Genomic DNA, 23,432 nt, shown 5'->3' with positions numbered 1-23,432 from the left:
ATACTATGAGCGACTCTCACACGACATCCGAGACCGAATCCGAATCTGACGATGAGTACACCTCGTTGGCAATCGAGGGCGAACTCCCCCTGAAGGCCGTGGGGATTGAGAATCTCAAAGAAGCGAACCCGAAGCACATGCCGCCACACCGGTACATTCACCCGTGGTTCGCTCGCCGCCCCACCCCTGCGGCTCGTCTGGCGATTCTTGGATCGGTAATGGAGGAGGGAACGAGTGCGGATGAACTGCTGTCGCTGATGCAGATCGGGCCAGACGGTCTAGAAGAGAACATCAGCGAGTACGTTCAAGAGCGCAAGACGACTGAAGGACAGCGTGACGGGACACTCGGCGAGTGGTACGGCTATCCGAGACCGTTCACACAGTCTCCGACCGGAGACGAGCTGGCAGATCTACATACCTCGTTGCGAGAGACCTGGGATGGCGAATTACCGACTGTTCTAGATGCGACTGCTGGTGGCGGAGTGATTCCCTTCGAGTCCATCCGCTACGACTTGCCCACCATCGCGAATGAGCTGAATCCCGTCCCGTCGGTGATCCTGAAGGTGATGTTGGAGTACGCGCCGGAGGTCGGATCGCTCGAAGATGACCTCTACAAATGGCGCGACCGAATCCAAAAGAAGGCGAGCGAGGAGCTCGACGATCTGTACCCTACGAAGCGGGATGGTCGTGAAGTGCTGGCCTCAGCCTGTACGTACCACATTCAGTGTGAGTCCTGTGCTGGGACGGTCCCGTTGATGCCGAAGTGGTGGCTCCACAAGCGTAGCGCCGGCGAAGGCGTCGCGATCAAACCACACTACGAGAACGGGGGCGTGTCGTATGAATGCGTTGAGCTCACAGAGAACTCGAACACTGACTTCGATCCGTCGGAGGGTACAGTATCGCGCTCGGACGTAGAATGCCCCCACTGTGGTGTGATTACCGAGTACGAAGAGACTCGGGAGCTGCTTAAGAACGGCGAGTTCGAATACCAGATTTACGGTGTCAAGTACGACGATCCCCGTGGTGGTTCAGGGTATCGGGCGGGTGACGACCTCGACCAGCAAGCCCTCAAGCGCGCCGAAGAGCGTATCGAATCCGACTTCGAGCTGCTCACTTTTCTGTCCGAAAAGGTCGAAGTGAGTAGTCGTATCACTGATCCGGCGACCTACGGGATGGAGGAATGGCGAGATATCTTCAATCCGCGTCAGCTGGTCTCCCATTACGAGTACTGTAACGCATTTCGAGAATGCGCTGAGGAGATTCGTGAGGAATACGATACACGCGAGGCAGAGGCCATCCTGACGATCCTTACGATCTCTGCCAGTAAGATGATTGATCGGAACTCTCGAATGTCTCCGTGGGACACAGGAAGAGGATATCCTGCGAATATGTTCATGTCTCACAACTACTCGTTCCGTCGAGTGTTCTGCGACAACAATTTAGTCTCTGAAACGATGGGGTACGAAGATACCTCGCGGAAGGTGATCGACTGTTACGAGGAGCTCGTTGAGATGGCTGCGGGCCGAGACGCAGCAGAGGTGTACTGTGGGGATGCAGCTGATCTCACGTCGAAAGTCGGAGAGGGTTCTGTCCAAGCTGCAGTCGTTGACCCCCCATACTATGATAGCGTCATGTACGCCCAACTCGCAGATGGCTTCTACGTCTTGCAGAAGGCGTACTTGAGCGACGTCCACCCCGAGTTCTTCACCTCAGAACTAACCAACAAGTCTGACGAAGCTGTTGCGAATACCTCCAGATTCGAAGGACTGGAAGGTGAGAAGTCAAAGAAGCAACTCGCAAAAGAGGACTACGAAGAGAAGATGGCAGAAATCTTCTCTGAACTCTACGAGACTCTTGAGCCCGGCGGCGTCCTGACAATTATGTTCACACATAAGGAGACCGACGCCTGGGATACGCTGTCGATGTCGCTCATCGAAGCCGGGTTCACAATTACCGCGACACACCCGATCACAAGTGAAATGCCAAACCGCGTCGTGATGCGCGGGAGCCAGAGTGCTGACAGCACAATCCTCCTTACGGGGCGGAAACCGTTGCACGAGAAGGAAGATACAGGCGGGGCGACGCTCTGGGATGATGTGAAATCGGAGACGCGGTCCGAAGCAAAGAAAGCTGCACGAGAGCTTCTGGACTCCGGTCTAAGCCTCACCAAGACGGACACGATTATCGCAGCGTTCGGTCCAACTCTACGCGTCTTCGCCGATAACTACCCCGTCGTGGATAAGAAGGGGGAGGAAGTCCCGCCCCGGGACGCACTTTCAGCCGCCCGCGACGCCGTCGCGGAAGTTCTCGCCGAGCGGTATCTGGACACGAAAGGATTCGACGATCTTGACGGGCTGACGCGCTGGTACGTCCTCTCCTGGCTAATTTATGAAACAGACACAATGCCCTATGACGAGGCTCGACAGCTCGGAATCGGCGTCGGTGTCAACATCGACGACGTGAAACGGGACACCAAAATCTGGGGGAAAAGCAGTGGTGATGTCCAGCTCAAAACCCACAGCAATCGAGTACAGGACATCGTTCGTGTCGAAAACCGAGAAGACGTCTCCAGCCGCAAATATCCCGTAAACCCGACTGATGAACGCTTCAGTCACGGCATCGATGCAGTCCATTCTGCCACCCACGTCTACGAAACCAAAGGTCCAGAAGCTGCCTGGGAGTGGCTATCCGATCGTGGTCTGAAGAATGACGAGCGGTTCCGGACCACCGTCACCGCTCTCCTTGAGGTGCTTCCCCAAGAACACGAAACTGCGGAAACCCTTCGAGATATACTCTCGGGGCGCACGGGCGAATACCTCGATATCGACATCAGCAACATCAATCTCAACGTTCGAGGAGAGGACGACGAAGATAATCAGGCAGCACTCAACGAGTTCGAATAAATGACCCTCAGGGACGTCTCGTGGGAGCCGGTGTACGAGAGCGAGTTCCGGACCAACCGGACGCTCATGGAGACGTTCTACCGGCCATTCCTCAACGAGGTCATCCGCTACGACCGGCTCGCCGGCTATCTGAGTTTACGTAGTCTGGCGCACGCTCTCGAAGGGGTTGACTCCCTCCTCGAGACTGATGGAACAGTACGTGTTATCGCTGGAGCCGACCTCCAGAAGCGCGAGAAGGGAGCGATGTTCCCTGACGCAGATGAACCCCTCGAACCGTGGGTTGAGTCCCAACTCACCATCATCGCTACCCTCCTTGACCGCGGCGACCTCCAAATCAAGGTCGGCGACCCCAAAGGCGGTGACGGGCTCTTCCACCCGAAGCTCGGCATCGGTGTCGATCGCGAGGGCAACAAGATTAGCTTCGAGGGGAGTATCAACGAGACGCTCAGTGCGTGGCAGTACAACTACGAACGCTTCAAAGTTCATCGCTCCTGGAGCCGCGGCGAGGCGAAGTATGTCGAGGAAGACGTCTCGACGTTCAACGCACTCTGGAACGGCTTCCACCCCTCCGTCGATGTCTTCGAGCTCGACGAAGCTGCACGCCAGAACCTCATCGACTGGAAGGACACCGATGGAACGCTCGAGGAACACGTCGATCGGGTCCAGAATCACGACCCTCAGACGACGGTGCCCGAAGACGATACCGCTGGCGTCGTCTCGATTGCCGGACGAACACCGGGAGGAATCCATCTTGCAGAGGAGATCAGTACTGTCACGCCCTGGCCCCATCAGCGAACGATCTCCGATACCGCGGTCAGTATCTATCCGAACAACCTCCTGTTCTGTGACGAGGTGGGCCTCGGCAAAACCATCGAAGCAGGTCTGACCCTCTCACGGCTGATGCAGGTCGGAGAGGCTGAGCAGGCGCTGTTTCTGGTTCCTGCAGGGTTGGTACAGCAGTGGCAGAACGAACTCCTCGACCGCTTCAATATCCACGCCTACTATCACGAACGGTCCTACGACGGTGATTACATGATCGGTCCTCTCGGAGACGCAGAGGATCACCGCATCCCCACATCCGGAGCGGTCGACGCCGATGCCTGGGAGAACACGCCGATTGGTTCGTTCGTTACGGAGAGAGATGAGCCAACCGTCGTGATCGAGTCGTGGCATACTGCCCGCCGCGAAGGTAATCAGGGACACGTCGCCCCACGCATCGACAAGAACGTGTGGGACCTCACAGTCGTCGACGAGGCACACAGTGCTCGCGAGGAGACGAAACTCTACGACCTGCTCGGACAAACCGAGGAGGCCTCCCGGTGTCTCTACGCTCTCACGGCGACGCCCATGCAGCTGAATGTTGGCGAGCTCTACGATCTCCTTCGACTGTGCGATCTTCCAGAGGGTTGGGACGACAAGGACCGATTCGTCGAGTTCTTCGAAACACGGCAGGCACTCGAAGATAGTCTCAGTTCCGTTGGCTCTCGGTATCAGAATATAGCCGATGGACAGCAACAGGTTCTCCAACAGTTCCAGAAAGAGCTCGATCTGGAGGAGGACGAAGGCCGACCGAGAATTGAACGGTTCGGGAAACTCATTCACGAACATCTCACGTTGAATCCCGGCTACGACGAGCAGGCGAAGGCACTAATCGAGACGACGGACACGGAGTCAATTCAACAGCGGAAAGCCCTCGAGAAACTCGTTGGCGTACGCGAAACCTCACCCCGCTTTGACGATCCGCGCTCGCTCATTTTCGACTGCGGGCCAACGGAGTGGAGCGCACTTGTGGAAGCGTCTCAGTGGGCGACACCGGTTCAGTCCCGCATCTTCCGGAATACTCGAGCGGTCTTGGAGCAGTGTCAGGATCTCGGGCTGCTCGACGATACGGTTCCGACTCGGGATGTCGAGACAAAACGTATCGAGCTGGGTGACGCAGCCCCGCTGTACGATCAGGTAGAGCAGTATATTGATGAGACGTATAAGCAATCGCAGAAAGTCCTGACGGGGAAGGAGAAGCTCGCGTTGGGCTTCGTGATGACCACGTATCGTCAACGCCTGACGAGCAGTCTCCACGCCATCAAGCAGAGCCTCCAGCGCCGGATGGAGAAGCTCGACGAGAAGGTTGCGGACATGACCGAGGAAGTCTCCGAGCTTAGTAGGGACGCCGGAGTGACGGAAGCGACCATCGACGAGGCGATCGGCCAAGCGTCCCTCGACGCCTATCAGCCGAGTAGTCGTGGTGCCGCCGACGTGATTCAGGCTGAGCGGACGGCCCTCCAAGAGTTCGTGGACGATCTCAGGCAAGCCCACACCGACCCGAAGGTAGCGCAACTGCGCCGCGACATTCGCTCACTCCGTCAGAGCGCCCGTGATAACATTATCATTTTCACGCAGTATCACGACACCCTCGAGCATATCCGTGAGACGCTGACAGACACGCATCCAAACGTCGGTACGTACAGTGGTGGCGGCGGGATGCAGTACGACGAAACAACCGGAGAGTGGGTGAACGTCGGTAAAGAGGCGATCAAGCGCGATTTCACTGACGGGGATACCAATATCCTGATCTGTACAGACAGCGCGAGTGAGGGGCTGAACCTTCAAACCGCAGATGCGCTGATCAATTTCGATTTGCCGTGGAATCCGATGCGGGTTGAACAGCGCATCGGTCGAATCGACCGTATTGGCCAGAAGAACGAGGTCGTGAAGATCATCAACTACGCCTACAAGGACAGCATCGACGGCGACATCTACGAAGAACTGGAGGGACGGTTACAGCTGTTCGAGAACGTGGTTGGGCCAATGCGTCCGGTATTGAACAGCATCGAGCAGGACATCAAAGACGCCGTTATGGGTAGTTCTGGGTCGGAGGACACCAGAGATCCCAGTGAACAAGTCGTCGAAGAAGCGGATTCACGGGCGAAGCGTGCCCAAGAGAAAGCCGAGGAGACCGGGCTAGCAGGTGAGCCAGAAGGGGTATCGACGAAAGAGGCGATAATCGAAAGTTCCGGACTTGACGGGTGGGAACCCTATTGCTATCCCGCATTCGATGAGATCGGGACCGGTGATCGGTCGTATGAACCGTTGGTGAGCCTAGAGACGATCGAGACACAACTTACGCAAAGCGACCGCCTCGAAGAGACAGAATGGTCGTTTACTGCCCTCCGGAACCATAACCGCGCCGACGACTTCGAAGATGTTGTCGACGAGGCATACGTTCTGGAACTGCCGGAGGAGGATGCAGTAGCAATGCCGGAGTCGCTCGGAGAGACAGCTCAGGCAGAGCTTGGAGGGGGTAGCGGTGTTGTTGTGACGTTCAAACCAGAGATTGCTGAGCAGTTCCCGTCGATTCGCCTGCTCCTACCTGGAGATCCACTATTCGAAGCACTCGTCCGCGAAGCTGCGCCTGTAGAAGTCGATAATGTGGAGTTCGTCTGTGGTCAGCGTGGAGAGAGTGGATCGTCTGTTACCCGAAGTAGTCAGGTCGCCGAAGCCAAACACGCGACTGTTGTTGAACCAGCTGTAACGAGCGAGAGTGTGAAAAATCTCCTCGGTGGGACGAACTCGATCTCAGATGTCGACGATGCTGAGCAAACCGTCCTGAGCTGGTTATCTCAATCTCAGTTATAGATTCAGTGTACTTCAAATTACTACGATATCTCTGAGTCAGCAGATCGTGTCACTATCACTCCTCAATTAAACCGGTACGCGAAAGCAGACAAATCCTCGCGTCGGTAGGCGTGCTCGCCGTAATATAACCAACAAAGGGAGTGGTTCAACAGATTTGTTGGTTAACGTGGTCTCCCTTGAGCAGTCGAGAGAGGGGATGAGAATTAAATACAATCGTTCTATACGGGTATATATGCCACTGTGTCCTAGTTGTCGTCGAAAAAAGGAATCGGTTACCACGCAGAAAGAATACCGAGAGTGTGACCGCTGTGGAAAGGAATTCTAATGCTTTGTGAGGATTGCCGAGAGGAAGCAGAGACTCGCCAGAGGTTGAATGCCTCAGTTGGCTTAGATTTAGAATGTGATCGGTGCGGTGAAAAAATAAATGCTCTGTGAGGAATGCCGTGGAGAGGCAGAAGTGAGTGTTGAGGCGCTTAGAGATACTCGACCCGAAAACAAATGTGACCGGTGTGGTAAGGAGCTATAATGCCACTATGTGAGTCTTGTAAACGGAAGGGTAGAGCCGAAACACAAACCATATTGGATGACGACAAGGTTCGGTGTGACCGTTGTGGAAAAGTGATTGATGAGTGATTCGGATGAAGATGGTATTGACCTAAGCAAATTTCCTGGGCTTGAACAGGCACTCACAGAGGCTCGTCGTCGGTTCGATAACGAAGAGAGTCGCCGTGACAATATTGAGAGAAAGATCGGCATCGTTGTTACAGTAGACGCTCTTCTCATTTCTCTTGGAAGCCTATTTCTAGAAAGTGGAGAAGAACTTCTTTCAGTTGTTACCTTGACTCCTGCTTTGCTCTCTGCTTTGATTGGACTGGTTGTAATTCGACCTAAGAACTACAAGAACCCTCTTCGAGACCCGAGTGAGTACTATTCTTATGCTGGATTTAAAGAGGAGGAACTTCACGACAAATTCTTACTCTCGTATATGTCCGCTATCCAGTACAATGGAAAGCTGAATCATCTCAAGGTACTCTTTCTTAATCTCTGTAATGCCCTCACGTTCACCACATTACTGTTGATAATTGGTAATCCAATTCTGTCGGGTGACGGGATTCTCACAATATCTCTATTTTTGGCCCCGCTGGTGTTTACTGGAGATTCTCTTACCGAGTCAAGATTTTTCTCACGTAATTTTTCTCAGTTATTCTAACGGAACAAAATACACATAGTCCAACACACCAGTTGGGCTATGATTGACATCTACACAATGGTTTTCTTTGCCTTGTTGGGCCAATGGTGCCAGAGACCTTCGATATTGATCGTCTAATATTTGCTCTCGAAGGTAGTAGCACGAAAAGGTAGTGCTATACACAAAACCGCAGTAACTCCCACTCGTTTAAATCAATAGCACGTCCTCGAAAACATGAGCGAAAATGGACCCTCGAACGCAGCGATCTACGCCCGAGTCTCGACGTCGGATCAGGACGTCTCTCGGCAGCTCGACGAGGCGCACGACCATCTAGAGCGTCTCGGTGTGGAAGACATCAAGGAGTATCCGGAGGTTGTCTCCGGCGCTGCCGGCACCGACACTCGCGAGGTCTACAACCAACTCCTCGATGATGTCGAGAGTGGGGAGTTCGATCTCGTGATCGTTCACGAGATCAGTCGTCTGTCTCGCCTCGGCCCGACTGAGATTCACGAATTCATTCAGCACTGTTTGAACATGAAACCGGTGTCGAAGCCCTCGGCGTCGGCTTGAACATCCACGTCGACGATGGGGAACTCCAGCAGAGCATATACGGCATGGTTGCTCGACTGATGGATGACCTCGCACAGATAGAACACCAGCAAAAGCTCCAGCGAATCCAGTCCGGCGTGCGCGCCGCACAGTCTGCCGGAAAGTGGACCGGGAGGCCGCCTGCGGGATTTGTCGTCGAGGACGGGTACCTCCTGGATCCCGCCGAGTTCCTACACCTGCGTGAGGCCATCGCCCGCATTGACCGTGGTGCGTCGTTTGCGGCTGTCGCCGACGACACCGGGATCGCCGAGTCGACCCTCCGGAGTCTCCACCAAGATCGGCGTGATATCTACCTCAACGGCGAAGCTGACGACGATCGCGCCGACGAAGCGCTCACCGACATCCGCCTGCTGGAGGACGCCCGGTCCGGGGGTCCCGACCTCGAAGAGCTGCGCGACCGCGTCGAGCGATTGGAGGAAGCTGCCAACCTCGGTGACCGCTAACGCTCCACCTCCACCCCCTGCCTCAACTCCGACACACGAACGAGTGTGAGTTCGGCTATCCTTCTTCATTCGATCTGAAGGAGCTGGATCTCTATCACACGGTTGTGATAACACAAGTCGGTGACTCCGTCAAAACGCGCGATTTAGAGCGGTAAACACAGTCTAAAACCAAGGAGTTCTGCCGGGTACTGCTGCTAAACATAAAGTAACCAACCGCTGTGTCGTGTCAGTGTCCTAGAGAGGTCCCTCTCGGGATAGCGCCCTCATCACAGGGCTAGGCTGCTCCCTCCATCACACACCCGTGATTGGTATCGTACTGATCGAGCCGACGAACGAGGCACTCGTCGAAGACGACGATCTTTGAGTTGTCTCGTTCGACGAGGTCCACACCGTCTTGCCCGAGTTCGTTGAGGAACTCCCGGACGCGGTTGATCGTCTCGGTGTGAGCAGTGTCGAAGGCTGCTTTGAGGACACGACCCATCGTGGCGGCTTTAATCACGTGACCAGCTGGTGCTTTGCTGGCGTATTCGCGAATGTCCTTCGCGATAAACCGAGCACGTTGCTGGTTTTCTGTGAGTTCTTGTTCAACAAGTTCTTCGGGAAGTGTAACGATCCTCTCCAGCGGTGTTTCGGGCTTTGGCCCCTCCGAGGGTGGTGCTTCTTCGGCGTCCGAGGTGGGGGTTTCGCCGCTCAACCGGGCTTCTAGGTCTTCGATCTCGTCCTTGAGGTCGCCTCTGGGGGCTTTCGACGAGATAATCCGTCCAATCGGCACTTCGTTGATTGTGAGTGACTCGTAGTCAGTCCCGTCGATGTCAACGTCCGGTTGGTCTTCAAGATCGTCGACGCGGTCGTCGACATCGTCAAGCCGCTCTCGGAGTTGCTCATTTTGTTGACGCAGCTGTTCCTTCTCTTCGTGGAGGTCATGGTTCTCCTCTCGGAGATTGTCCTTCTCTTCCTCGAGAGTGTCGACACGGTCTTCAAGTCCGTCGACACTGTCTTGGAGTTGGTTGACTATCCTGATCAGTTCGTCGTCAGTGGCCGTTGTTGTTAACATGGTTCGTAGATCGCGGTTGGTTGCTTGCTGGTCTGCGCAGTCGCACCCGGCAAAATCATCGCTACCCGACAAGGCCCCTTCCACGGAGTCGCACCGTGGTCGCGCTGCTGCTCAAGGGGTGAGGACACGGTTAGGAAGCCGCTATCACCGGAATAATCGGATCTCATGGGTTTTCACCCGGATTGAGCTGCAATAGTGACGCATCTCGAGAGTCGCTAAAGCTAAGTTCGACCAGCAACGAGAAGCGAACACGGCCCACGCGCGAGGACGACCCAGCAAACCAGACCTTTCCACAATCTTGAATGCTGGATCGTCGGTGGCCCGTGTCAGCCCCTCTTGGGGCTAACACGCACATTCTGAGTGGCTACTTTATTCGCCGTCACCTCCGTTCTCGTCGTCGAGGTAGGTTACTTTCTTGGCTTCGAACTCAATGAGTACTTCCTGCCCTTCGATGCTGAGTGCCTGGCGATGCTCTTTCGGGATGACGAGCCGCCCTTTCTTGTCAACCTTCTTGCTGAACAAGATCGTCTGACTTTCCGAGCCGCTCACTGGTTTGGCGTTGAACTCGACAAGTGCATCCCGCCCATCAATGGTCAATTCCTCACGCTGATCCTGCGGAATAACGAGCTGCCCTTTCTCGTTTACCTTCTTGCTGAAGGGAATCGTTGGACTTTCTGAGCCGCTCATCTATTCAGTATGATGAACTTGCTCCTGGGTTAAGTGTTTGGGTCGGTAATATGGATCGGATCATATAGGCAGACGGCCAACTCATCTCGATGTTTATCGCTGTCGTGGACTGCTGAGACGCAGCAATCTACGCCCGTGTTTCGACATCGGCCCAAGACGTCTCTCGGCAGCTCGACGAAGCCTACGAACATCTGGAGCGTCTCGTTGTCGAACCTGACGAACTGGTTGAGATGCCTTGCACTCTTTTCGCTCTCAGACTAGTACCGCATCAACGCTGAACTGCTAGAAACGACTGATAGACTGTCTGTAAGGTGAATCTAGCAGATCATAACTGAACCGGCACTAGCTGAACTCCCTACGCAACCAACGCTCTGTCTTGAGCGATCGGTGTTGGGTGTGGGAAGTACTGCTACGACAGTTTCATCGCGGCAGCACTGCGGTGTACGGGGACACCATGTTGCCACCGAAATGAAAGCCACCTCTGCGGTATCTGTTCAGCTACTGGACAAGCAACCCTCCGTCGACAATAATTGGCTGTCCCATCACGTAGGAGGAATCCTCCGAACAGAGCCAAACAACTGTATCGGCTATCTCTTGGGGCTCACCGAGGCGTCCTGCTGGAATACCCGCAGTGATGCGGTCCATTTCCTCGCTGTTGTCCTCACCCGCCTGTTGGACCATTGGCGTTTCGATGACACCCGGACAGACAGCGTTGAACCGGATTCCATCTTCAGCGTAATCAACCGTTGCCCGTCGAGTCAGTCCAATAACACCGTGTTTGCTGGCCGCGTAGTGCGCGCTCCCGTTCGCACTCACGCCAGCGACCGAGGAAGTGTTAACAATGGCGCCACCACCCCGTTCAATCATCTCCGGAATCTCGGCTTTCAGACATCGCCAGACGCCTTTCAGATTCACGTCAATCATCCGATCCCACTCCGCCTCGTCATATTCAGCAAGGCGATTACCCTCATCTGCGATGCCGGCATTGTTGTGTGCGAAGTCAAGCCCGCCGTACTCGTCGAGTGCCGTCTGTACCATCGCGTCAACATCGTCAGAGTCGGTGACGTTTGTTTTGACGAACGTCGCTTCGCCGCCGTCACTCGTGATCATCTCAACTGTCTCCTGGCCACCTTCCTCGTCGATATCGGCGACAACGACTTTTGCTCCTGCTTCGGCAAACCGAAGTGACGACTGTCGACCGATTCCCGATCCACCGCCAGTGACGACCGCAACTCCGTCTTGTATTCCGTTCATAGTGTCTTCCACCACGCTGTTTCACGTGGAGTATTAAACATTAATAAACAACCATTATATATCTATCGGCAAGATTTCATACAAAGATAGTATGACTGCCTCTCCCTGAAAAATAATTTTACAGAGAAATAATCGGCTGATTTAGTTTTGAATTTTAATTGTCGATGTAATTGTCAAGAGATTCAAAAATGTGTGCGACCAGCAGGCGCGAGCCTGACGAAACCAACAAGTGAACCAAGAGATGAGAGTATGTAATGAACACGTCACGACGAAACGTACTGGCAGCAACAGTAACCGGCTCCACACTCGGGCTCGCTGGATGTGGCGACCTCGCGGGCTCGGACGGCAACGTAACTGAACAGACCGATGCCGAGGAGGGCGGAACCGAGAACGACAACGAGGCGAGCGCAACGATCGCACTTGATGTTCAAGACGAGATTCAGGAAGCTCAAGAAGAAATTGGAACACGTGTTCAAGAGGAGAATCTCTCGCGGGAGGACGCGCAGGTAGAATTCCGTGACGCCCAGATAGAGATTATTTCGGCCGCGATTGAGGACGTGCGAACGTACGCAGCTGATGCTGAGGGGCTCACTGTCCAAAACACCAACGAGCAGGTAGGTGCGGTTCTCGTCAGCGGGCCGGCCGCGGCAGTATTAGGCACGCTTGATGCCGACCCAGTAAACTCGCTGCTATCCGCGTCTGATTTCCCCGCTCCTCAGGAAGGCGGACAGCCCAATGGGTCCTGATGAGGTCGAGTTTTTCAAAACCACATAGTGACCGTATCATCATCCGCGTTCGGTTAATCCCCAGCCGACAGCTCTGTGCGGTTTGAGTATCGGTCGCTCCTGCCGTGTACCCCCGGCTCAAGCAATCTTGGACCGCATAGGATATTACTGAGAGAATTAACCGAACACTAATAACCATATCACGACTTCGGCGACAGTTTTGAAATAAAACTGGCAAGACGCTAGTGTCAAAATAGCGTACAGGAAACGGGGTTTTCTGAACAGTAAAATCAAATCTACAAGGCTCTTCCCGAACTCAGTGAAACACTACTATTCGCAAATTGATAGAACATTCCGTGATGAATACGGGGCGCGAGTCGGTCACTGCAAATTAAACCGTTTGTGTGGTTATCTGAGCCCGATTTCCTTGTGACGCTTGTACAGATAGACTACACCAGCCGGAATCGTGATTAGTTGCACGGCCGAGAACACAAACGAACCCAAGTGCAGTATAGCAACGCCGCCCCACAGCACTCGGTTTGGTATCAAGTCACATTCTTTCTGACGGAGTGCTCTGGTATCGAGATAGATGCAGAGTGAGTACAGTGGGGCTAGAAGGCCCCCGATTAGAACGGTCGCTACCACCGAGAGCAAGGAGTATAAGAATAGCAAGCCAGTCTCTGGACTGGAGGGCACGAGGCTGGGTGGAGAACCGGCCAGTGGTTCGCTCACCAACTGAAGAAGACTGTATGAGGCCTGCACTAGCACAAAAACCACGATGAAGAACGCGACTCCATACCACCATCGTGAATTGGTGGACCTATTGGAAGACCTTCCGGGCGACTTTTCGGACATAGGCTGTTGGAAAGAGTGTGATTGTGGCCGGGCATGTAAATTGTGGACTGAGACCTCTGACTCGATACTTACGCAGACTACACCCTCTCTATTCAGCAGTCAGTAGCAGCCTATATCATATATCGAATAGTTGTTTCGCTAGGTTGGGCAAGAGCCATCTACAAATTGGCCTACGATTAGGCCTATAGATCAGTAGAGAGAACGCGACTGAATCGTCGGCTCAAAAACCGGATCCGCACCCGGGTCGGACTCGACGCTGCCCGTGACGTACGAGATCTTCTTGCGTTCTCGCTCGGCAGCTGCCGGACTCATTTCCCCGAGATAGTGGTTCCGGAACGTCTCCCAGTCCTCCCACCCGCCGAAGCTCATTACCACGGCAGGAAGTACGCCGCAGTCCCACAAGAGATGCCCGCCCCACGTCCGCCGGAGGTCGTGGACGTCGAGGTAGGTCCATCCCTCGTCACCGGTTGCCGCGTAGCGTCGCTCGCCAGCTCGCTTCACCCAGCGATAGATCGAGTTCGGCTCGACGCCGACAACCGGCTCGTCGGGATCACGCTCGTACGAGAGCGTTCGAACGGAACTGGCGAGTTCTTTCGGGATCGGCGTCTCCCGATATTTCCCGCGCTTCGCGTAGTCGTTCCACACGCGAAGGAAGCCGTCGGGAGCGTGGGTGAAGTCGTTGCTGGTGACGCTGGCGATCTCTTCGCGGCGGAGGCCCGCCTGAACACCGAGCCGAAATGCGATCTCCTGCTCGGGAGACTTCGCCTCGTCGATGAGCGCTGCGACCTCGTCGTTCTCGTCGCTCTGGCTGAGCCAGACCCGCTTCCCGTCTCGTTTGGGGTAGTCGTCAAGTCGCACAGTAGGCTTAACGAGGTGGCGCTACTAAAAATCGTGTGGAATAGGTATCTGAGGGGTCTCTTTGAGAGTCAGCTCGGGCCTATCAGTAGCCGAATCCCGGATTCTAACACATCCAGAGACAAAGAATCAAATAGTCAATCAGAGTAGGATTTACTATCATGCTCCCAGACGATCTCCCGGTTGATCGCCAGAAATTGCTGACATGGGAAACAGAATGCTGGCAGTGTGGCGAGCAAACGCCTGTGGTCTGGCCACGAGGAGACCATCTTGATACGCCTCTCGGAGATGTATTAGCGAATTACGAAACCCCTGTTGAACGGGTCTACAGCAATACTCTCGGCAAGAAAGTCTGGGGGAACGTCTGTCAGCACTGTGATTCTTACCAAGGAAATCATTTCATCCAGCAAGAGGCACTGGAGATTGACCCTCCACTGGTAGACTGTCCACATTGTGGGGATGAACACGAATGGAGCCCGGACCAAGGGATGGGTGGAGCATTCGGACAGGGATGGGTCTCATGTCCAGAATATGGAGAAATACCGGTTGGTGACCCACGGGGAGAGTGATGAATCCCTTAGCTCCATACAGGACCAGATCAGTAGTATTTCAAAACTCGAATGAGTAAATTGCGACATGTACGATCTCACTGGCTTTCAGCGCGATCTGCTGTACGTAGTTGCCGGACTTGATGACCCCCACGGACTCGCGATCAAAGACGAGCTCGAGGACTACTACGAAAAGGAAATCCATCATGGTCGGCTCTATCCCAACCTCGACACGCTCGTCGAGAAGGGACTCATCGAAAAAAGTCAGCGCGACAGGCGGACCAACGAGTACAGCACTACTCGCCGGGGCACTAGAGAGATCGAAGCTCGGACTGAATGGGAAGCTGGATACATTGACCACGACGGGTGATCGAACCGTTACACCCGGGGACTGTTTGCCTCTAGTGGCTCTGTTGAAATCCTATTCTTCAGACATATAATTAAATGAAACGGCTGGTCGCTGAAGGATGCGTATTGATGGAATGTATCAGAACCAGTCGTCCTTTCTGAGATAGAACATCGTAATTCCAACAACGAGACCGTATAGCCCTCCCTGCATGACTGCACTGGTCAACTCGCCATTGAACAGTATAACTTGGGTAGCACTCACGACTACTATCCCAACAACAACGTTCGTGAAAACGAACAGCCACGGATTCTCCAAGTCGAAACGACGGACCTCATTCATACTTCAATTACTGACCTCAATAGTAAATGCGTTCCCTGTATTGACCGCAACTGGGTCAGAATATGTCTCCTGTTGAGGATTTCATTAGAGTCGGTCATTTCGTTTAGCCACGACATCGCATGGCAGCAACTAGTGGACCAGCATGAAGTCGTGACATTCCGCCGCGGTCGGCGGAAGTAATGTCTGACGTAGAGTTAAGACGCTCCAGATACCCCTTCCGTCTATGCCACCACAGCCGCCACAGGCGGGACAGGCGACACACCCGCCACGGTTGGTCATCGCGAATGCAAAAGGAGGTGTCGGCAAGACAACCGTCTCTGCAAATCTCGTCGGCGCACTCGCCGATCGCGGACTCGACGTCCTCGCTGTCGACGCCGATCCGCAGGGCAACCTGACCGAGGCGCTTGGCCACTTGGACGTCTATGAGGCTGAACCGCCCACGCTATTCGATGTCCTCCTCGATATCGAGGCTCGCGACGACGTCGCGACGATTCTCTGTGAGGGGGTTGAAGCCGACCTCGTCCCGAGTAGCATCGACATGCTGGGGTCGACGCTCGAACTCTCGGCGGCACACTTCCTCGGCCAGCTACACAACGGTGACGTCGTTGACGATCCGGACGCCGTTGAGGCTGCGACGTGGGCGCTTGAATCGATGACGCAGTTGGTGACGCCGGCGACGATCGGGAGCGACGACCACGGCTACGGCTTGCTCGATGACGCTATCGCCCGAATCGACACGAACTACGATGTCGTGATCGTCGACGCACCGCCGGGACACAACCCGATGTTCAAGAACGCGCTGTACGCCGCGCCGAACCTGATCGTGCCGGCGACGGCGGAGGCGTCCTCGAAGGGGGCGGTCGACCGTCTGTTCGACGAGATCGCGGCGTTCGAGACAGAGACTGGCCGCGGTATCGACGAGGTCGCTGCAGTTACCAACCGGATCCGCATGTCGACGAACGCTGCCGATGAGATGACGTCGTTCCTTGCAGAGGTATTCGACGATGTCCCCGTGTACGAGATACCCGAACGTGTCGCGCTCTCGTACGCCTACGACGCCGGCGAGTCCATCTTCGAGTACCAGCCGGAAGCCGACGTCACTGAGACGTTCGGTCAGCTGGGCGACCACGTCATCGAGGCGTTCGACCTCGAGGTGGCAGCATGAGCGACGACGCCGACGACGCCGACGAGGACGACGAGAACCTCGACGAAGAGACACAGGAGCGTGTCAACCGCGTCCGGGGGAAGCGTGACTCCCGACCGAGCCGCCGTCGAGGGCGTTCGAAACAGACACCTAAGCCGGAACAGACGCCACAGGCGGAACAGGAAGAACAGGCTGAACAGTCAAACAAGGCGGAACAGGAGGCTGACGAGATGGACGCAAACCCACAGACAGAAGCAACACAGGAGAATAAGTCACCACAACCGACACAGGCGGAACAGAGAGAACAGACGACTGTGTCGAAACTGGAGCCCGTGACGCAACGGGAGCACGACACCTACTATCTCGACGCCGATGTCCGGGAAGAACTGGAGCGCGTCTACCGGCGGATGTCGTTGGACATCCTCGAGGAGACTGGCGTCGACCTCGATGAACAGCGAGTCGGGGGACGAAACCGCTACTACCGGCCACTCGCTCTACTACTCGGTGCTCGCCAAATCGCCGAGATGTCTCCGGGTGAGGTTCGACAGGCGATCGAGGAAGAAGACCTCGTCGACGACCTTCCTGATAGCGAGTAGCCGCGTAGTTTCTATCGCGGGATGTGATTTATGAACAGACGAAATGAGGTGTCTCCCGCAAACACTCCACTATCGAAGTGTATCTTCGGCGGTCTGACCCCCTGATTTAGGACGACAAGAACGGCTTCTCGAAGGTGTAAGCGTGGTGGATACTGGGTTTCCGGTTAAGATAGGTTCAGATTCCGGGATTAAAAAGACTATCTCGAACACTGACCCCATCATCCTCACCGTCCTGCGGTTTCAGTCTCGCTCTTATGTAGAACTACGGAAAGCCCCCATAACAAGGCAGTCAATGGTGATATCGACGGATGCGCCTGTGAGATTCAGCGATCTAATGATCCCGAATGTATGAGCGGCCTGCTCCAAGCCTTGCTTGGACAGGCCGCGGAACTTCCGCAGCCACGGTTGAACAAGCAAAAACAGACATTCTGCCTGATTAATGTGGACTCCGTCCATTCGTTGTAGTTTAGCGGCGCGTCGAGACGGTGTTTATGCGGATAGTTGAACAAGACGGTGTTGAGTCGAATCGCTAATGAAGCGTGATCGGAGAACTGAATGGATGTTCTTCTGTCTCGGATGCTGAGATCTGTGTCACTCTCTGAAGGCGGCGCACTCACTCCGGTGAGTGCGTCGCCGATCCAGAGCTGTCGCTACTACCTACCTCTGAGCTGACCGGCTTGTCAGGCGAGTTTCTACCAGAACTCGCCTGACTCAACCTGCTCACGTAATCTTGGTCGATGTGGATTTGGATCTCGTGACGACCACAACAGCAATTCGTCGAGATCTGGCAGTTCATACCCGAGATCCAGCATCAGGTACAGCTGGACTAGGTGTGCGTGACGTTCGAGCGCATGAGAACACCGACGACGTGGAAGACGCGTCGACGACGCGGCCGCGTCGTCGTCGCTCCCCTGCCGCTTTGCGTCTAATTTGCGGAGTTCATCCACAATAACGCGGCTCATCAGCAGCGAGAGCGCCGCTACGATGATCAGCGCTTCGATGATGTAGGGATCTGTCGTATTGATCTCATCAAGACCGAAGCGCGATTTGAGTTCCTTGAACAGCAGCTCAATCTCCCAGCGCGCCCGATAGAGCTGTGCGATATCGGGCGCGTGGTAGTTGTCTCTGGCAAGATTCGTTACGTAGAGATGGTACTCACCGCTGTCCTCGTTGAGCACACCGACGAGTCGGAACGTTCGGGTCGTGCTGACGCCCGACCCTCGCTTGCGGTCGAATGAGAGGGTGATCCGAGCGTCGATCTCCTGTCGCTGCAGGTCGTCGAGGACGTCCTGCAGCGACTCGCCTTCGAGTGGAATACTGTTTCCCCGCCATGTGCGAAGCTCTTCGACGATCTCGAAGTTTGCGTCATCTTTGACCCGTGAGACGAACCAGCCGTCGTTTTGGTCGATACGGTCGAACAACCAGAAGTCGTAGAAGCCGAGATCGAGTAAGACGAGTGCGCCAGCTACCCACTCGCCGGTGGGTAGCTGGCTCCGTTCCTGCGTTTTGGCGTCAGTCGTTTGAAACCGCGTAGGAAGTCCGGTTGAGAGTGATTCCGTAAGGTGGAGCTTTACGCCAGCTTGATCTTCGCCAGTCGCTGCGTAGACATCTGTAGCGTCTTGGTAGAGTGAGACGATAGAGGCGTCAACAATGAGGACGTCTCGAAAGCGTTCGAGACGTCCGCTGAGGTCGGTTTGTCCCGGTTCGAGATTCTCGATGGCGTCATCGAGAATCTCTCGCAGGAGTGCAACGAACGCGGGTGAAAACCAGCCGTGGAAGGTTGGATAAGCAAGTTCGTCACAGTCAGCCATTTCGACGAACCGTTCGAGAAATGCCTGAATAGAGCGATCCGATCCAGCAGCGAAACCCAGTGAAAGGGTATAGAACAACGCGACAGTGTCGAACTTGCGCTCTCGTTGGACGAGATTCGTTGCGCGAGCGCGCTCGCGCAACTCATCAGAGGGAAACGCTCTTTTGATCCGGTCGATAATCACTGAATCCGGTGGTTTGTAACTCACAGCAGCCACCGGGTTTCTCTGACAGGTAGTCCCAACGATATTCAGATCAGGAGACGGTGCTGGCGTGAGGCGTTAAACTATAACGGATGGGACTCCGTCAGGCGATACGTACCTCTCTTTGTGGACGACCGTTCGGTGATCCCGATCCATCTCGCGGTACGCTTGGAGTCCATCTGTCCAGACCTCTCCCAGCCGCTGGGGGAGGTCTTCAGCTTCCTGAATCACTGGCTCAAGATCGCCTTCGTAGTCGATCCCACGCTGTCCGCGAATCACACGAAGCGAGTCGCGGCACGCCGCGACGAGCGTCAGCTGGTCACCGTGACGCCCTCGCCAGCGTGATCGGCCAGTGCGCGACGAGCCGCCGCGAGAACGACTGTTTCGCGGCGGCTCTTGACCTTTGTAACCAGAACAGACTTTGCCAGATTCGTCGACCTGTGTCGGTCCATCGGTGGTCTGGTTAAACAGTTCCCAGGTGAGGGGGAAGCCGCGCTGAACCGCGGCTTCCGCCTCCCGAATCGCCGTGTGAATGGTTTTGTAGGCACGACCGAGCAGCGGCGCAATCTGGTTGATGCTCAGCAGTGTATCTGCGTAGAGGGTGAAAGCGAGAAGGACCTCACCGCAGGAGAGGTGCTTCTCGTGAAATGGCGTTCCATGGGTGTATACTGGCTTAAATTCGCAATTACGACACCGAACTCGGTCGTGTTTCTCCCACGTCATAATGCTCTGGTGACCGCAGCGAGGACAGGATGTATTCTCCCAGAACCGCTTGAGTCGCCGCTCGATGCGCGCATCGAGCGGCTCGGTGTTGATCTCTATGACTCCTAGCTCGATCAACTGCCGAAACATCCCGCCGAACGCTGACTCAGTGGAAGACATATCGCCAGATTAGAACTGTCTGAGTGTAATTATACGGGCTTTCCGCGTTTCTACATAAGAGCGTGAAGGGAAGTGGACACATCCAGAAAATGTCCCAACAGGCGTGGACACCGATACGTTCCACAAGTTCCTGCTCGGACTGATGAACTCCCGCGTGCTACACTACTACATGTTCAAACGTTCTGGCGAGATCGACGCCGCCGAAGCGTTCGCGAATATGCGGCAGGGAGATATTCGCGAGCTGCCGGTGCCGGTTGCGGACCTGACGACAGATGCTGGGCGCGAGACAGTGCGTGAGATAGCGGAGTGTGTCGAAGAGATGCAAAACGGTGGAGAGCTCGGGGATGCGACGGATCTCAAGATCGAGCGTCTGCTACTCGATCTGTACGGTTTGCGACCGGCGGATCTGTCGTATATTCATTCGCAAATGGGGCTTGGAGCGTACCACAAGAAAATGATGGAACTGTATCCGGACGGGAAGCCGTCTGCTCCGGAGCGAAAGCAGGATATCCGCGTCGATGTCGACTCCACAACAGCTGAGGCTGACGACTAGGCCAAATTGTTCTGTTGGGTCGGCTGTGTTCGTTCACTGGATGTCGTCGGCATACTTCCCGATCCGCATTACCCAGAATTTTCCGTTCACCTTGAGTACCCGCCCTCGCTCCTCGGCGATCGTGAGAAGATTCTCGACTTGTTGGAGTTCGATCTCGTTCAAATTGATGTGCTCGTCGACGTCTTCTGCTGTGACCGGCTCGTGAGTTGCGACGATATCGACAACCTCATCGAGGGAGAAAGGCTGGGTCATTTTCAGGCCGGCTGGTCGTCGCTTCGTTCATCAAGCTCCTTTGTTGCGCGGAGCACTTTCTCTGGGTCATCGATGAGGGTGATCTGCGTTTCGCTTCCAAGTGCGTGACCAGCAGGCTTCCGCTTCCGGGAGAGAATTTCAAGGAACTCTGCTTCCTTCAAGAGGTCTCGTACGCGACGTTCCGAGAGCGCATCAGTCGCATCAAAATTACATTTTCGTTGGTAGAGTTCGTACGCTTCTGTCGTTGTGACTGGATCTGCGGTGGTATCGCGGTCAGCTGAAAGTGCGGCGACGGACTGGATGACCAATCTCGAGTGCGGTGGGAGTCGGGAGATGATTTGGAGAATCTCTTCCACTTCAGCCTCCTCGAATCCTTGTTCGACGTGGCTTCTTTTCACAGTATCTGAACCAGCTTTGTTCGCTACTTCACCAGCGTATCGGAAGATGTCCATCGCTTTGCGTGCGTCTCCATGCCGACTGCCTGCTTTGGCTGCTGCGAGGGGAATGACATCTGACTCAAGAACACCATCTTTGTAGGCGTCCTTCCGCGCGTTGAGAATCTGTTCTAGTTGAGCCGGTTCGTATGGCGGGAAAATGTGGCCACGTTCGTTGAGACTGGAAAGGGTTCGCTCTTGGAGTTTGTCCTTGAATCGAGGTTTGTTGCTGATCGCGATGATACCGAGAGAGCTCGAATTAAGTTTGTTTGCTTCCCCAGCTCGAGAGAGTTGCATCAAGAGAGAATTGTAGTCTCGGTGTTTGTCGATTTCATCGAGAATGACGATTCCGACGTCGTGGTTTTCCTCCAACGCATCCCAAGCCCGGTTGTAAACAGTATTGGTCGCGAGGCCAGTGTCGGGAATTGACACGTCACTCCCGTCGGTGTTGAACATCTGCCCGATCTCGGTGATCGCGCCAGTCTCGGTGTTGCTTTGAGCACAGTCAACGTACGCACGTCCGATCGAGACGTCGTTGGCAGTAGCTTCTCGTTGGAGCTGTTTCGTGATAAACTTCGCACACAGTGACTTTCCCGTGCCCGGTTTCCCAAAGAGGAGGCAATTGTTGGGTTTGCTTCCTTCAAGTGCGGGCTGGAGAGATTGAGCCAGCGCCTCAAGCTGGTCGTCACGCCCGATAATACGACTCTCATCGACCACATAGTCGATTTGGAGGATATCTTTGTTCGCGAAGACCGAATTGAGGCCGTCAAAGAAATTCCGTGACATAGATGGAACAAGAACCCATCCCCAGTTAAAATTTTGGAGCAGTAGAACACCGAGTTTCCGTAAGCGATCTCTTCAAAACCAGCATCACAGAGGATTTATACGGTGTTTAGAGCGGAAACTGGGGGTGTTCCGCGTATCCCCGTTTCCGTTCTAAGTATGTGAGCCATCAACATTAGTGCTCGGAGGTCCCCATCCCACGTTTCCGCTCTAGATATCTTTGGGGACAACAGAGTAAGAGTTGGCTTTGTCGAGGTCTGATTTCATTCCGGTGGCTCGGGGAACTCAGGCTACAACAGGACACCCCCACCCCACGTTTCCGCTCTAGATGGCGGTTCTGTACCTTACCTAACGCACCCGATCTAATTCTGGCGTCTGTGCTGCCACACCCCGTGTTTCCGTTCTAAATATACCGTTATCACTGTTTCTAACGCCTCTATTGATTGTCTTCTATATTCGCACCCACTTCCCTATAACACATATTATATATTTTACTGTAGTAGCAATAAATACATACATGGATAGACAGCAAATACGTGCGTGTTAACCGTCTTACTGATTGAATACGTATTCTGGAAGTAGTTCCAAAGATGGCGGTAATACGGCTATTTATATACTACAATCCAGGAGAATAGGCTAGGACTCCCGTATTCGGTGTATTTAGAACGGAAACGTGGGGTGTGTGTCTGGCCGTTCTAGTACTTCCTAACGATGATCGGTAGCAGGTTCACCGAACTAGAGCGGAAACGTGGGGTGGGGCTGTCCGCCCGTCCGATCACGATACGCCAACCTCAGACAGAGGCGTTCATGACCTCCGCCAGTTCGCGGTCAATCTGTTCGACCTGCCGAGTTAGTCGTGAGACCATCTCTGTTTGGCTCTCGTTTTCGTCCGCGATTTCCGCGATTTCCTCACTCACGACGATTGCCCGGTCGGAGACGTCGTCGACGGCACTCGATATCTCTTCGGCCACGCTTGCCTGCTCCTGTCCCGTTTCGAGTATTTAAACCCAGGGGTAGCCTCTCGCACTCAATGCTAAAATACGAACTCAAGAATGGTTGCAGCGGCTGTAACAAGTATTCAGCTGGTTAGAGTGTTCCTTTCCGACGACGGATGATCAGCTCACGGACTCGTGCTTCGTGGTCGATGTCGCCTTGGAAGTACGCAGTCAAAATCGCCTCAACAACCTCTGAACGGCTTGCTTGGAGATCGACGCACTGCTCGGTCAGTTCATCCAGCTCCTCAACGAGTTCATCCGTGATGGACACGCCAAATTCCGTGTTTGACATCGATTAAACCTCCTAAAAGATTGTTGTAGCTGCTGTAATGTGATTT

Annotated in this window: 20 protein-coding genes and 2 pseudogenes; 10 read left to right on the top strand and 12 right to left on the bottom strand. The window is 54.6% G+C overall.

Going from position 1 to position 23,432, the window contains the following annotated elements; translation table 11 throughout:
- Nucleotides 1-5: 5 nt before the first annotated feature.
- The 5 genes from EO776_RS18655 (at nucleotide 6) to EO776_RS19545 (ending at nucleotide 8,777) form a co-directional block, all read left to right on the top strand.
- Nucleotides 6-2,903 carry a DUF1156 domain-containing protein gene (locus EO776_RS18655; protein ID WP_129452721.1) on the top strand — a complete coding sequence of 966 codons (2,898 nt, stop codon included), beginning with the start codon at nucleotides 6-8 and terminating at the stop codon, nucleotides 2,901-2,903.
- Complete coding sequence (locus EO776_RS18650; protein ID WP_129452720.1) at nucleotides 2,904-6,536, top strand: DEAD/DEAH box helicase; 3,633 nt, start codon at nucleotides 2,904-2,906, stop codon at nucleotides 6,534-6,536.
- A 625-nt stretch (nucleotides 6,537-7,161) separates the two neighbouring features.
- On the top strand, nucleotides 7,162-7,746 hold the full coding sequence (locus tag EO776_RS18645; protein ID WP_129452719.1) for a hypothetical protein: 585 nt from the start codon (nucleotides 7,162-7,164) through the stop codon (nucleotides 7,744-7,746).
- 213 nt (nucleotides 7,747-7,959) lie between these two features.
- Nucleotides 7,960-8,295: a recombinase family protein gene (locus EO776_RS19550; RefSeq protein ID WP_246041592.1), complete on the top strand. Its 336-nt coding sequence runs from the start codon at nucleotides 7,960-7,962 to the stop codon at nucleotides 8,293-8,295.
- The gene (locus EO776_RS19545) at nucleotides 8,292-8,777 is read left to right on the top strand and encodes a serine integrase family protein (protein WP_246041589.1); all 486 of its coding nucleotides are present in this window, start codon (nucleotides 8,292-8,294) and stop codon (nucleotides 8,775-8,777) included. Before EO776_RS19550 ends, EO776_RS19545 begins: the two co-directional genes overlap by 4 nt.
- 274 nt (nucleotides 8,778-9,051) lie before the next feature.
- Here EO776_RS19545 and EO776_RS18635 read toward each other — a convergent pair whose 3' ends face one another.
- From EO776_RS18635 to EO776_RS18620, 3 genes are all read right to left on the bottom strand, one after another.
- The gene (locus tag EO776_RS18635; protein ID WP_129452718.1) at nucleotides 9,052-9,831 is read right to left on the bottom strand and encodes a cell division protein ZapB; all 780 of its coding nucleotides are present in this window, start codon (nucleotides 9,829-9,831) and stop codon (nucleotides 9,052-9,054) included.
- A 369-nt stretch (nucleotides 9,832-10,200) separates the two neighbouring features.
- Nucleotides 10,201-10,518 (bottom strand): MraZ N-terminal domain-containing protein, encoded by a 318-nt coding sequence (locus EO776_RS19540; RefSeq protein ID WP_246041587.1) that lies wholly within the window; start codon nucleotides 10,516-10,518, stop codon nucleotides 10,201-10,203.
- A 498-nt stretch (nucleotides 10,519-11,016) separates the two neighbouring features.
- Complete coding sequence (locus EO776_RS18620; protein ID WP_129452717.1) at nucleotides 11,017-11,772, bottom strand: SDR family NAD(P)-dependent oxidoreductase; 756 nt, start codon at nucleotides 11,770-11,772, stop codon at nucleotides 11,017-11,019.
- 254 nt (nucleotides 11,773-12,026) lie between these two features.
- On the opposite strand from EO776_RS18620, the gene EO776_RS18615 reads away from it, so the two are divergent.
- On the top strand, nucleotides 12,027-12,518 hold the full coding sequence (locus EO776_RS18615) for a hypothetical protein (RefSeq protein WP_129452716.1): 492 nt from the start codon (nucleotides 12,027-12,029) through the stop codon (nucleotides 12,516-12,518).
- 1,023 nt (nucleotides 12,519-13,541) lie between these two features.
- Here the strand turns inward: EO776_RS18615 and EO776_RS18610 are convergent.
- Complete coding sequence (locus EO776_RS18610) at nucleotides 13,542-14,210, bottom strand: site-specific integrase (RefSeq protein WP_085682810.1); 669 nt, start codon at nucleotides 14,208-14,210, stop codon at nucleotides 13,542-13,544.
- A 633-nt stretch (nucleotides 14,211-14,843) separates the two neighbouring features.
- On the opposite strand from EO776_RS18610, the gene EO776_RS18600 reads away from it, so the two are divergent.
- On the top strand, nucleotides 14,844-15,125 hold the full coding sequence (locus tag EO776_RS18600) for a helix-turn-helix transcriptional regulator (protein ID WP_004599500.1): 282 nt from the start codon (nucleotides 14,844-14,846) through the stop codon (nucleotides 15,123-15,125).
- A gap of 117 nt (nucleotides 15,126-15,242) precedes the next feature.
- Here the strand turns inward: EO776_RS18600 and EO776_RS18595 are convergent, their stop codons facing one another.
- Nucleotides 15,243-15,443 (bottom strand): hypothetical protein, encoded by a 201-nt coding sequence (locus EO776_RS18595; protein WP_129452714.1) that lies wholly within the window; start codon nucleotides 15,441-15,443, stop codon nucleotides 15,243-15,245.
- Nucleotides 15,444-15,666: 223 nt separating this feature from the next.
- On the opposite strand from EO776_RS18595, the gene EO776_RS18590 reads away from it, so the two are divergent.
- Entirely contained in the window at nucleotides 15,667-16,608 is a 942-nt protein-coding gene (locus EO776_RS18590; RefSeq protein WP_129452713.1) for a ParA family protein, read from the top strand.
- Nucleotides 16,605-17,183, top strand: a complete 579-nt coding sequence (locus EO776_RS18585; protein ID WP_129452712.1) for a nucleoside/nucleotide kinase family protein — start codon at nucleotides 16,605-16,607, stop codon at nucleotides 17,181-17,183. The genes EO776_RS18590 and EO776_RS18585 overlap by 4 nt, the downstream gene beginning before the upstream one ends.
- 252 nt (nucleotides 17,184-17,435) lie before the next feature.
- On the opposite strand, the pseudogene EO776_RS18580 reads toward EO776_RS18585, so the two are convergent.
- The 3 genes and pseudogenes from EO776_RS18580 to EO776_RS18570 form a co-directional block, all read right to left on the bottom strand.
- Nucleotides 17,436-17,636 (bottom strand): annotated as a pseudogene (locus EO776_RS18580) (IS1595 family transposase); the annotation flags it as partial.
- A gap of 239 nt (nucleotides 17,637-17,875) precedes the next feature.
- Nucleotides 17,876-19,210, bottom strand: coding sequence for an IS4-like element ISH30 family transposase (locus EO776_RS18575; protein ID WP_129452703.1), 1,335 nt, complete (start codon nucleotides 19,208-19,210; stop codon nucleotides 17,876-17,878).
- Nucleotides 19,211-19,291: 81 nt separating this feature from the next.
- Nucleotides 19,292-20,077: pseudogene (locus tag EO776_RS18570) on the bottom strand (IS1595 family transposase); the annotation flags it as partial.
- Between the two features lie 103 nt (nucleotides 20,078-20,180).
- Here EO776_RS18570 and EO776_RS18565 point away from each other — a divergent pair.
- Nucleotides 20,181-20,630: a hypothetical protein gene (locus EO776_RS18565; protein WP_199237876.1), complete on the top strand. Its 450-nt coding sequence runs from the start codon at nucleotides 20,181-20,183 to the stop codon at nucleotides 20,628-20,630.
- Nucleotides 20,631-20,663: 33 nt separating this feature from the next.
- On the opposite strand, the gene EO776_RS18560 is transcribed toward EO776_RS18565, so the two are convergent.
- From EO776_RS18560 to EO776_RS18545, 4 genes are all read right to left on the bottom strand, one after another.
- Entirely contained in the window at nucleotides 20,664-20,882 is a 219-nt protein-coding gene (locus EO776_RS18560) for a hypothetical protein (protein ID WP_129452711.1), read from the bottom strand.
- Nucleotides 20,883-20,884: 2 nt separating this feature from the next.
- Nucleotides 20,885-22,102 (bottom strand): Cdc6/Cdc18 family protein, encoded by a 1,218-nt coding sequence (locus tag EO776_RS18555; RefSeq protein WP_129452710.1) that lies wholly within the window; start codon nucleotides 22,100-22,102, stop codon nucleotides 20,885-20,887.
- 788 nt (nucleotides 22,103-22,890) lie between these two features.
- Nucleotides 22,891-23,070 (bottom strand): hypothetical protein, encoded by a 180-nt coding sequence (locus tag EO776_RS18550; protein ID WP_241997568.1) that lies wholly within the window; start codon nucleotides 23,068-23,070, stop codon nucleotides 22,891-22,893.
- Nucleotides 23,071-23,185: 115 nt separating this feature from the next.
- Nucleotides 23,186-23,365, bottom strand: coding sequence for a hypothetical protein (locus EO776_RS18545; RefSeq protein ID WP_004598870.1), 180 nt, complete (start codon nucleotides 23,363-23,365; stop codon nucleotides 23,186-23,188).
- Nucleotides 23,366-23,432: the final 67 nt, after the last annotated feature.

It is taken from the genome of Halorubrum ezzemoulense (assembly GCF_004126515.1).
Taxonomy (GTDB): Archaea; Halobacteriota; Halobacteria; order Halobacteriales; family Haloferacaceae; genus Halorubrum; species Halorubrum ezzemoulense.
The sequence above is the reverse complement of the archived record's forward strand: the minus strand, read 5'-3'. Positions and strand labels throughout refer to the sequence as shown.

What these genes read in the sequence shown, in the direction of transcription:
- EO776_RS18555 (WP_129452710.1), bottom strand. Translation starts at nt 22,102, where the DNA reads ATGTCACGGAATTTCTTTGACGGCCTCAATTCGGTCTTCGCGAACAAA.
- EO776_RS18595 (WP_129452714.1), bottom strand. Translation starts at nt 15,443, where the DNA reads ATGAATGAGGTCCGTCGTTTCGACTTGGAGAATCCGTGGCTGTTCGTT.
- EO776_RS18620 (WP_129452717.1), bottom strand. Translation starts at nt 11,772, where the DNA reads ATGAACGGAATACAAGACGGAGTTGCGGTCGTCACTGGCGGTGGATCG.
- EO776_RS18655 (WP_129452721.1), top strand. Translation starts at nt 6, where the DNA reads ATGAGCGACTCTCACACGACATCCGAGACCGAATCCGAATCTGACGAT.
- EO776_RS18590 (WP_129452713.1), top strand. Translation starts at nt 15,667, where the DNA reads ATGCCACCACAGCCGCCACAGGCGGGACAGGCGACACACCCGCCACGG.
- EO776_RS18585 (WP_129452712.1), top strand. Translation starts at nt 16,605, where the DNA reads ATGAGCGACGACGCCGACGACGCCGACGAGGACGACGAGAACCTCGAC.
- EO776_RS18635 (WP_129452718.1), bottom strand. Translation starts at nt 9,831, where the DNA reads ATGTTAACAACAACGGCCACTGACGACGAACTGATCAGGATAGTCAAC.
- EO776_RS19540 (WP_246041587.1), bottom strand. Translation starts at nt 10,518, where the DNA reads ATGAGCGGCTCAGAAAGTCCAACGATTCCCTTCAGCAAGAAGGTAAAC.
- EO776_RS18650 (WP_129452720.1), top strand. Translation starts at nt 2,904, where the DNA reads ATGACCCTCAGGGACGTCTCGTGGGAGCCGGTGTACGAGAGCGAGTTC.
- EO776_RS18645 (WP_129452719.1), top strand. Translation starts at nt 7,162, where the DNA reads ATGAGTGATTCGGATGAAGATGGTATTGACCTAAGCAAATTTCCTGGG.
- EO776_RS18560 (WP_129452711.1), bottom strand. Translation starts at nt 20,882, where the DNA reads ATGACCCAGCCTTTCTCCCTCGATGAGGTTGTCGATATCGTCGCAACT.
- EO776_RS18600 (WP_004599500.1), top strand. Translation starts at nt 14,844, where the DNA reads ATGTACGATCTCACTGGCTTTCAGCGCGATCTGCTGTACGTAGTTGCC.
- EO776_RS18615 (WP_129452716.1), top strand. Translation starts at nt 12,027, where the DNA reads ATGAACACGTCACGACGAAACGTACTGGCAGCAACAGTAACCGGCTCC.
- EO776_RS19550 (WP_246041592.1), top strand. Translation starts at nt 7,960, where the DNA reads ATGAGCGAAAATGGACCCTCGAACGCAGCGATCTACGCCCGAGTCTCG.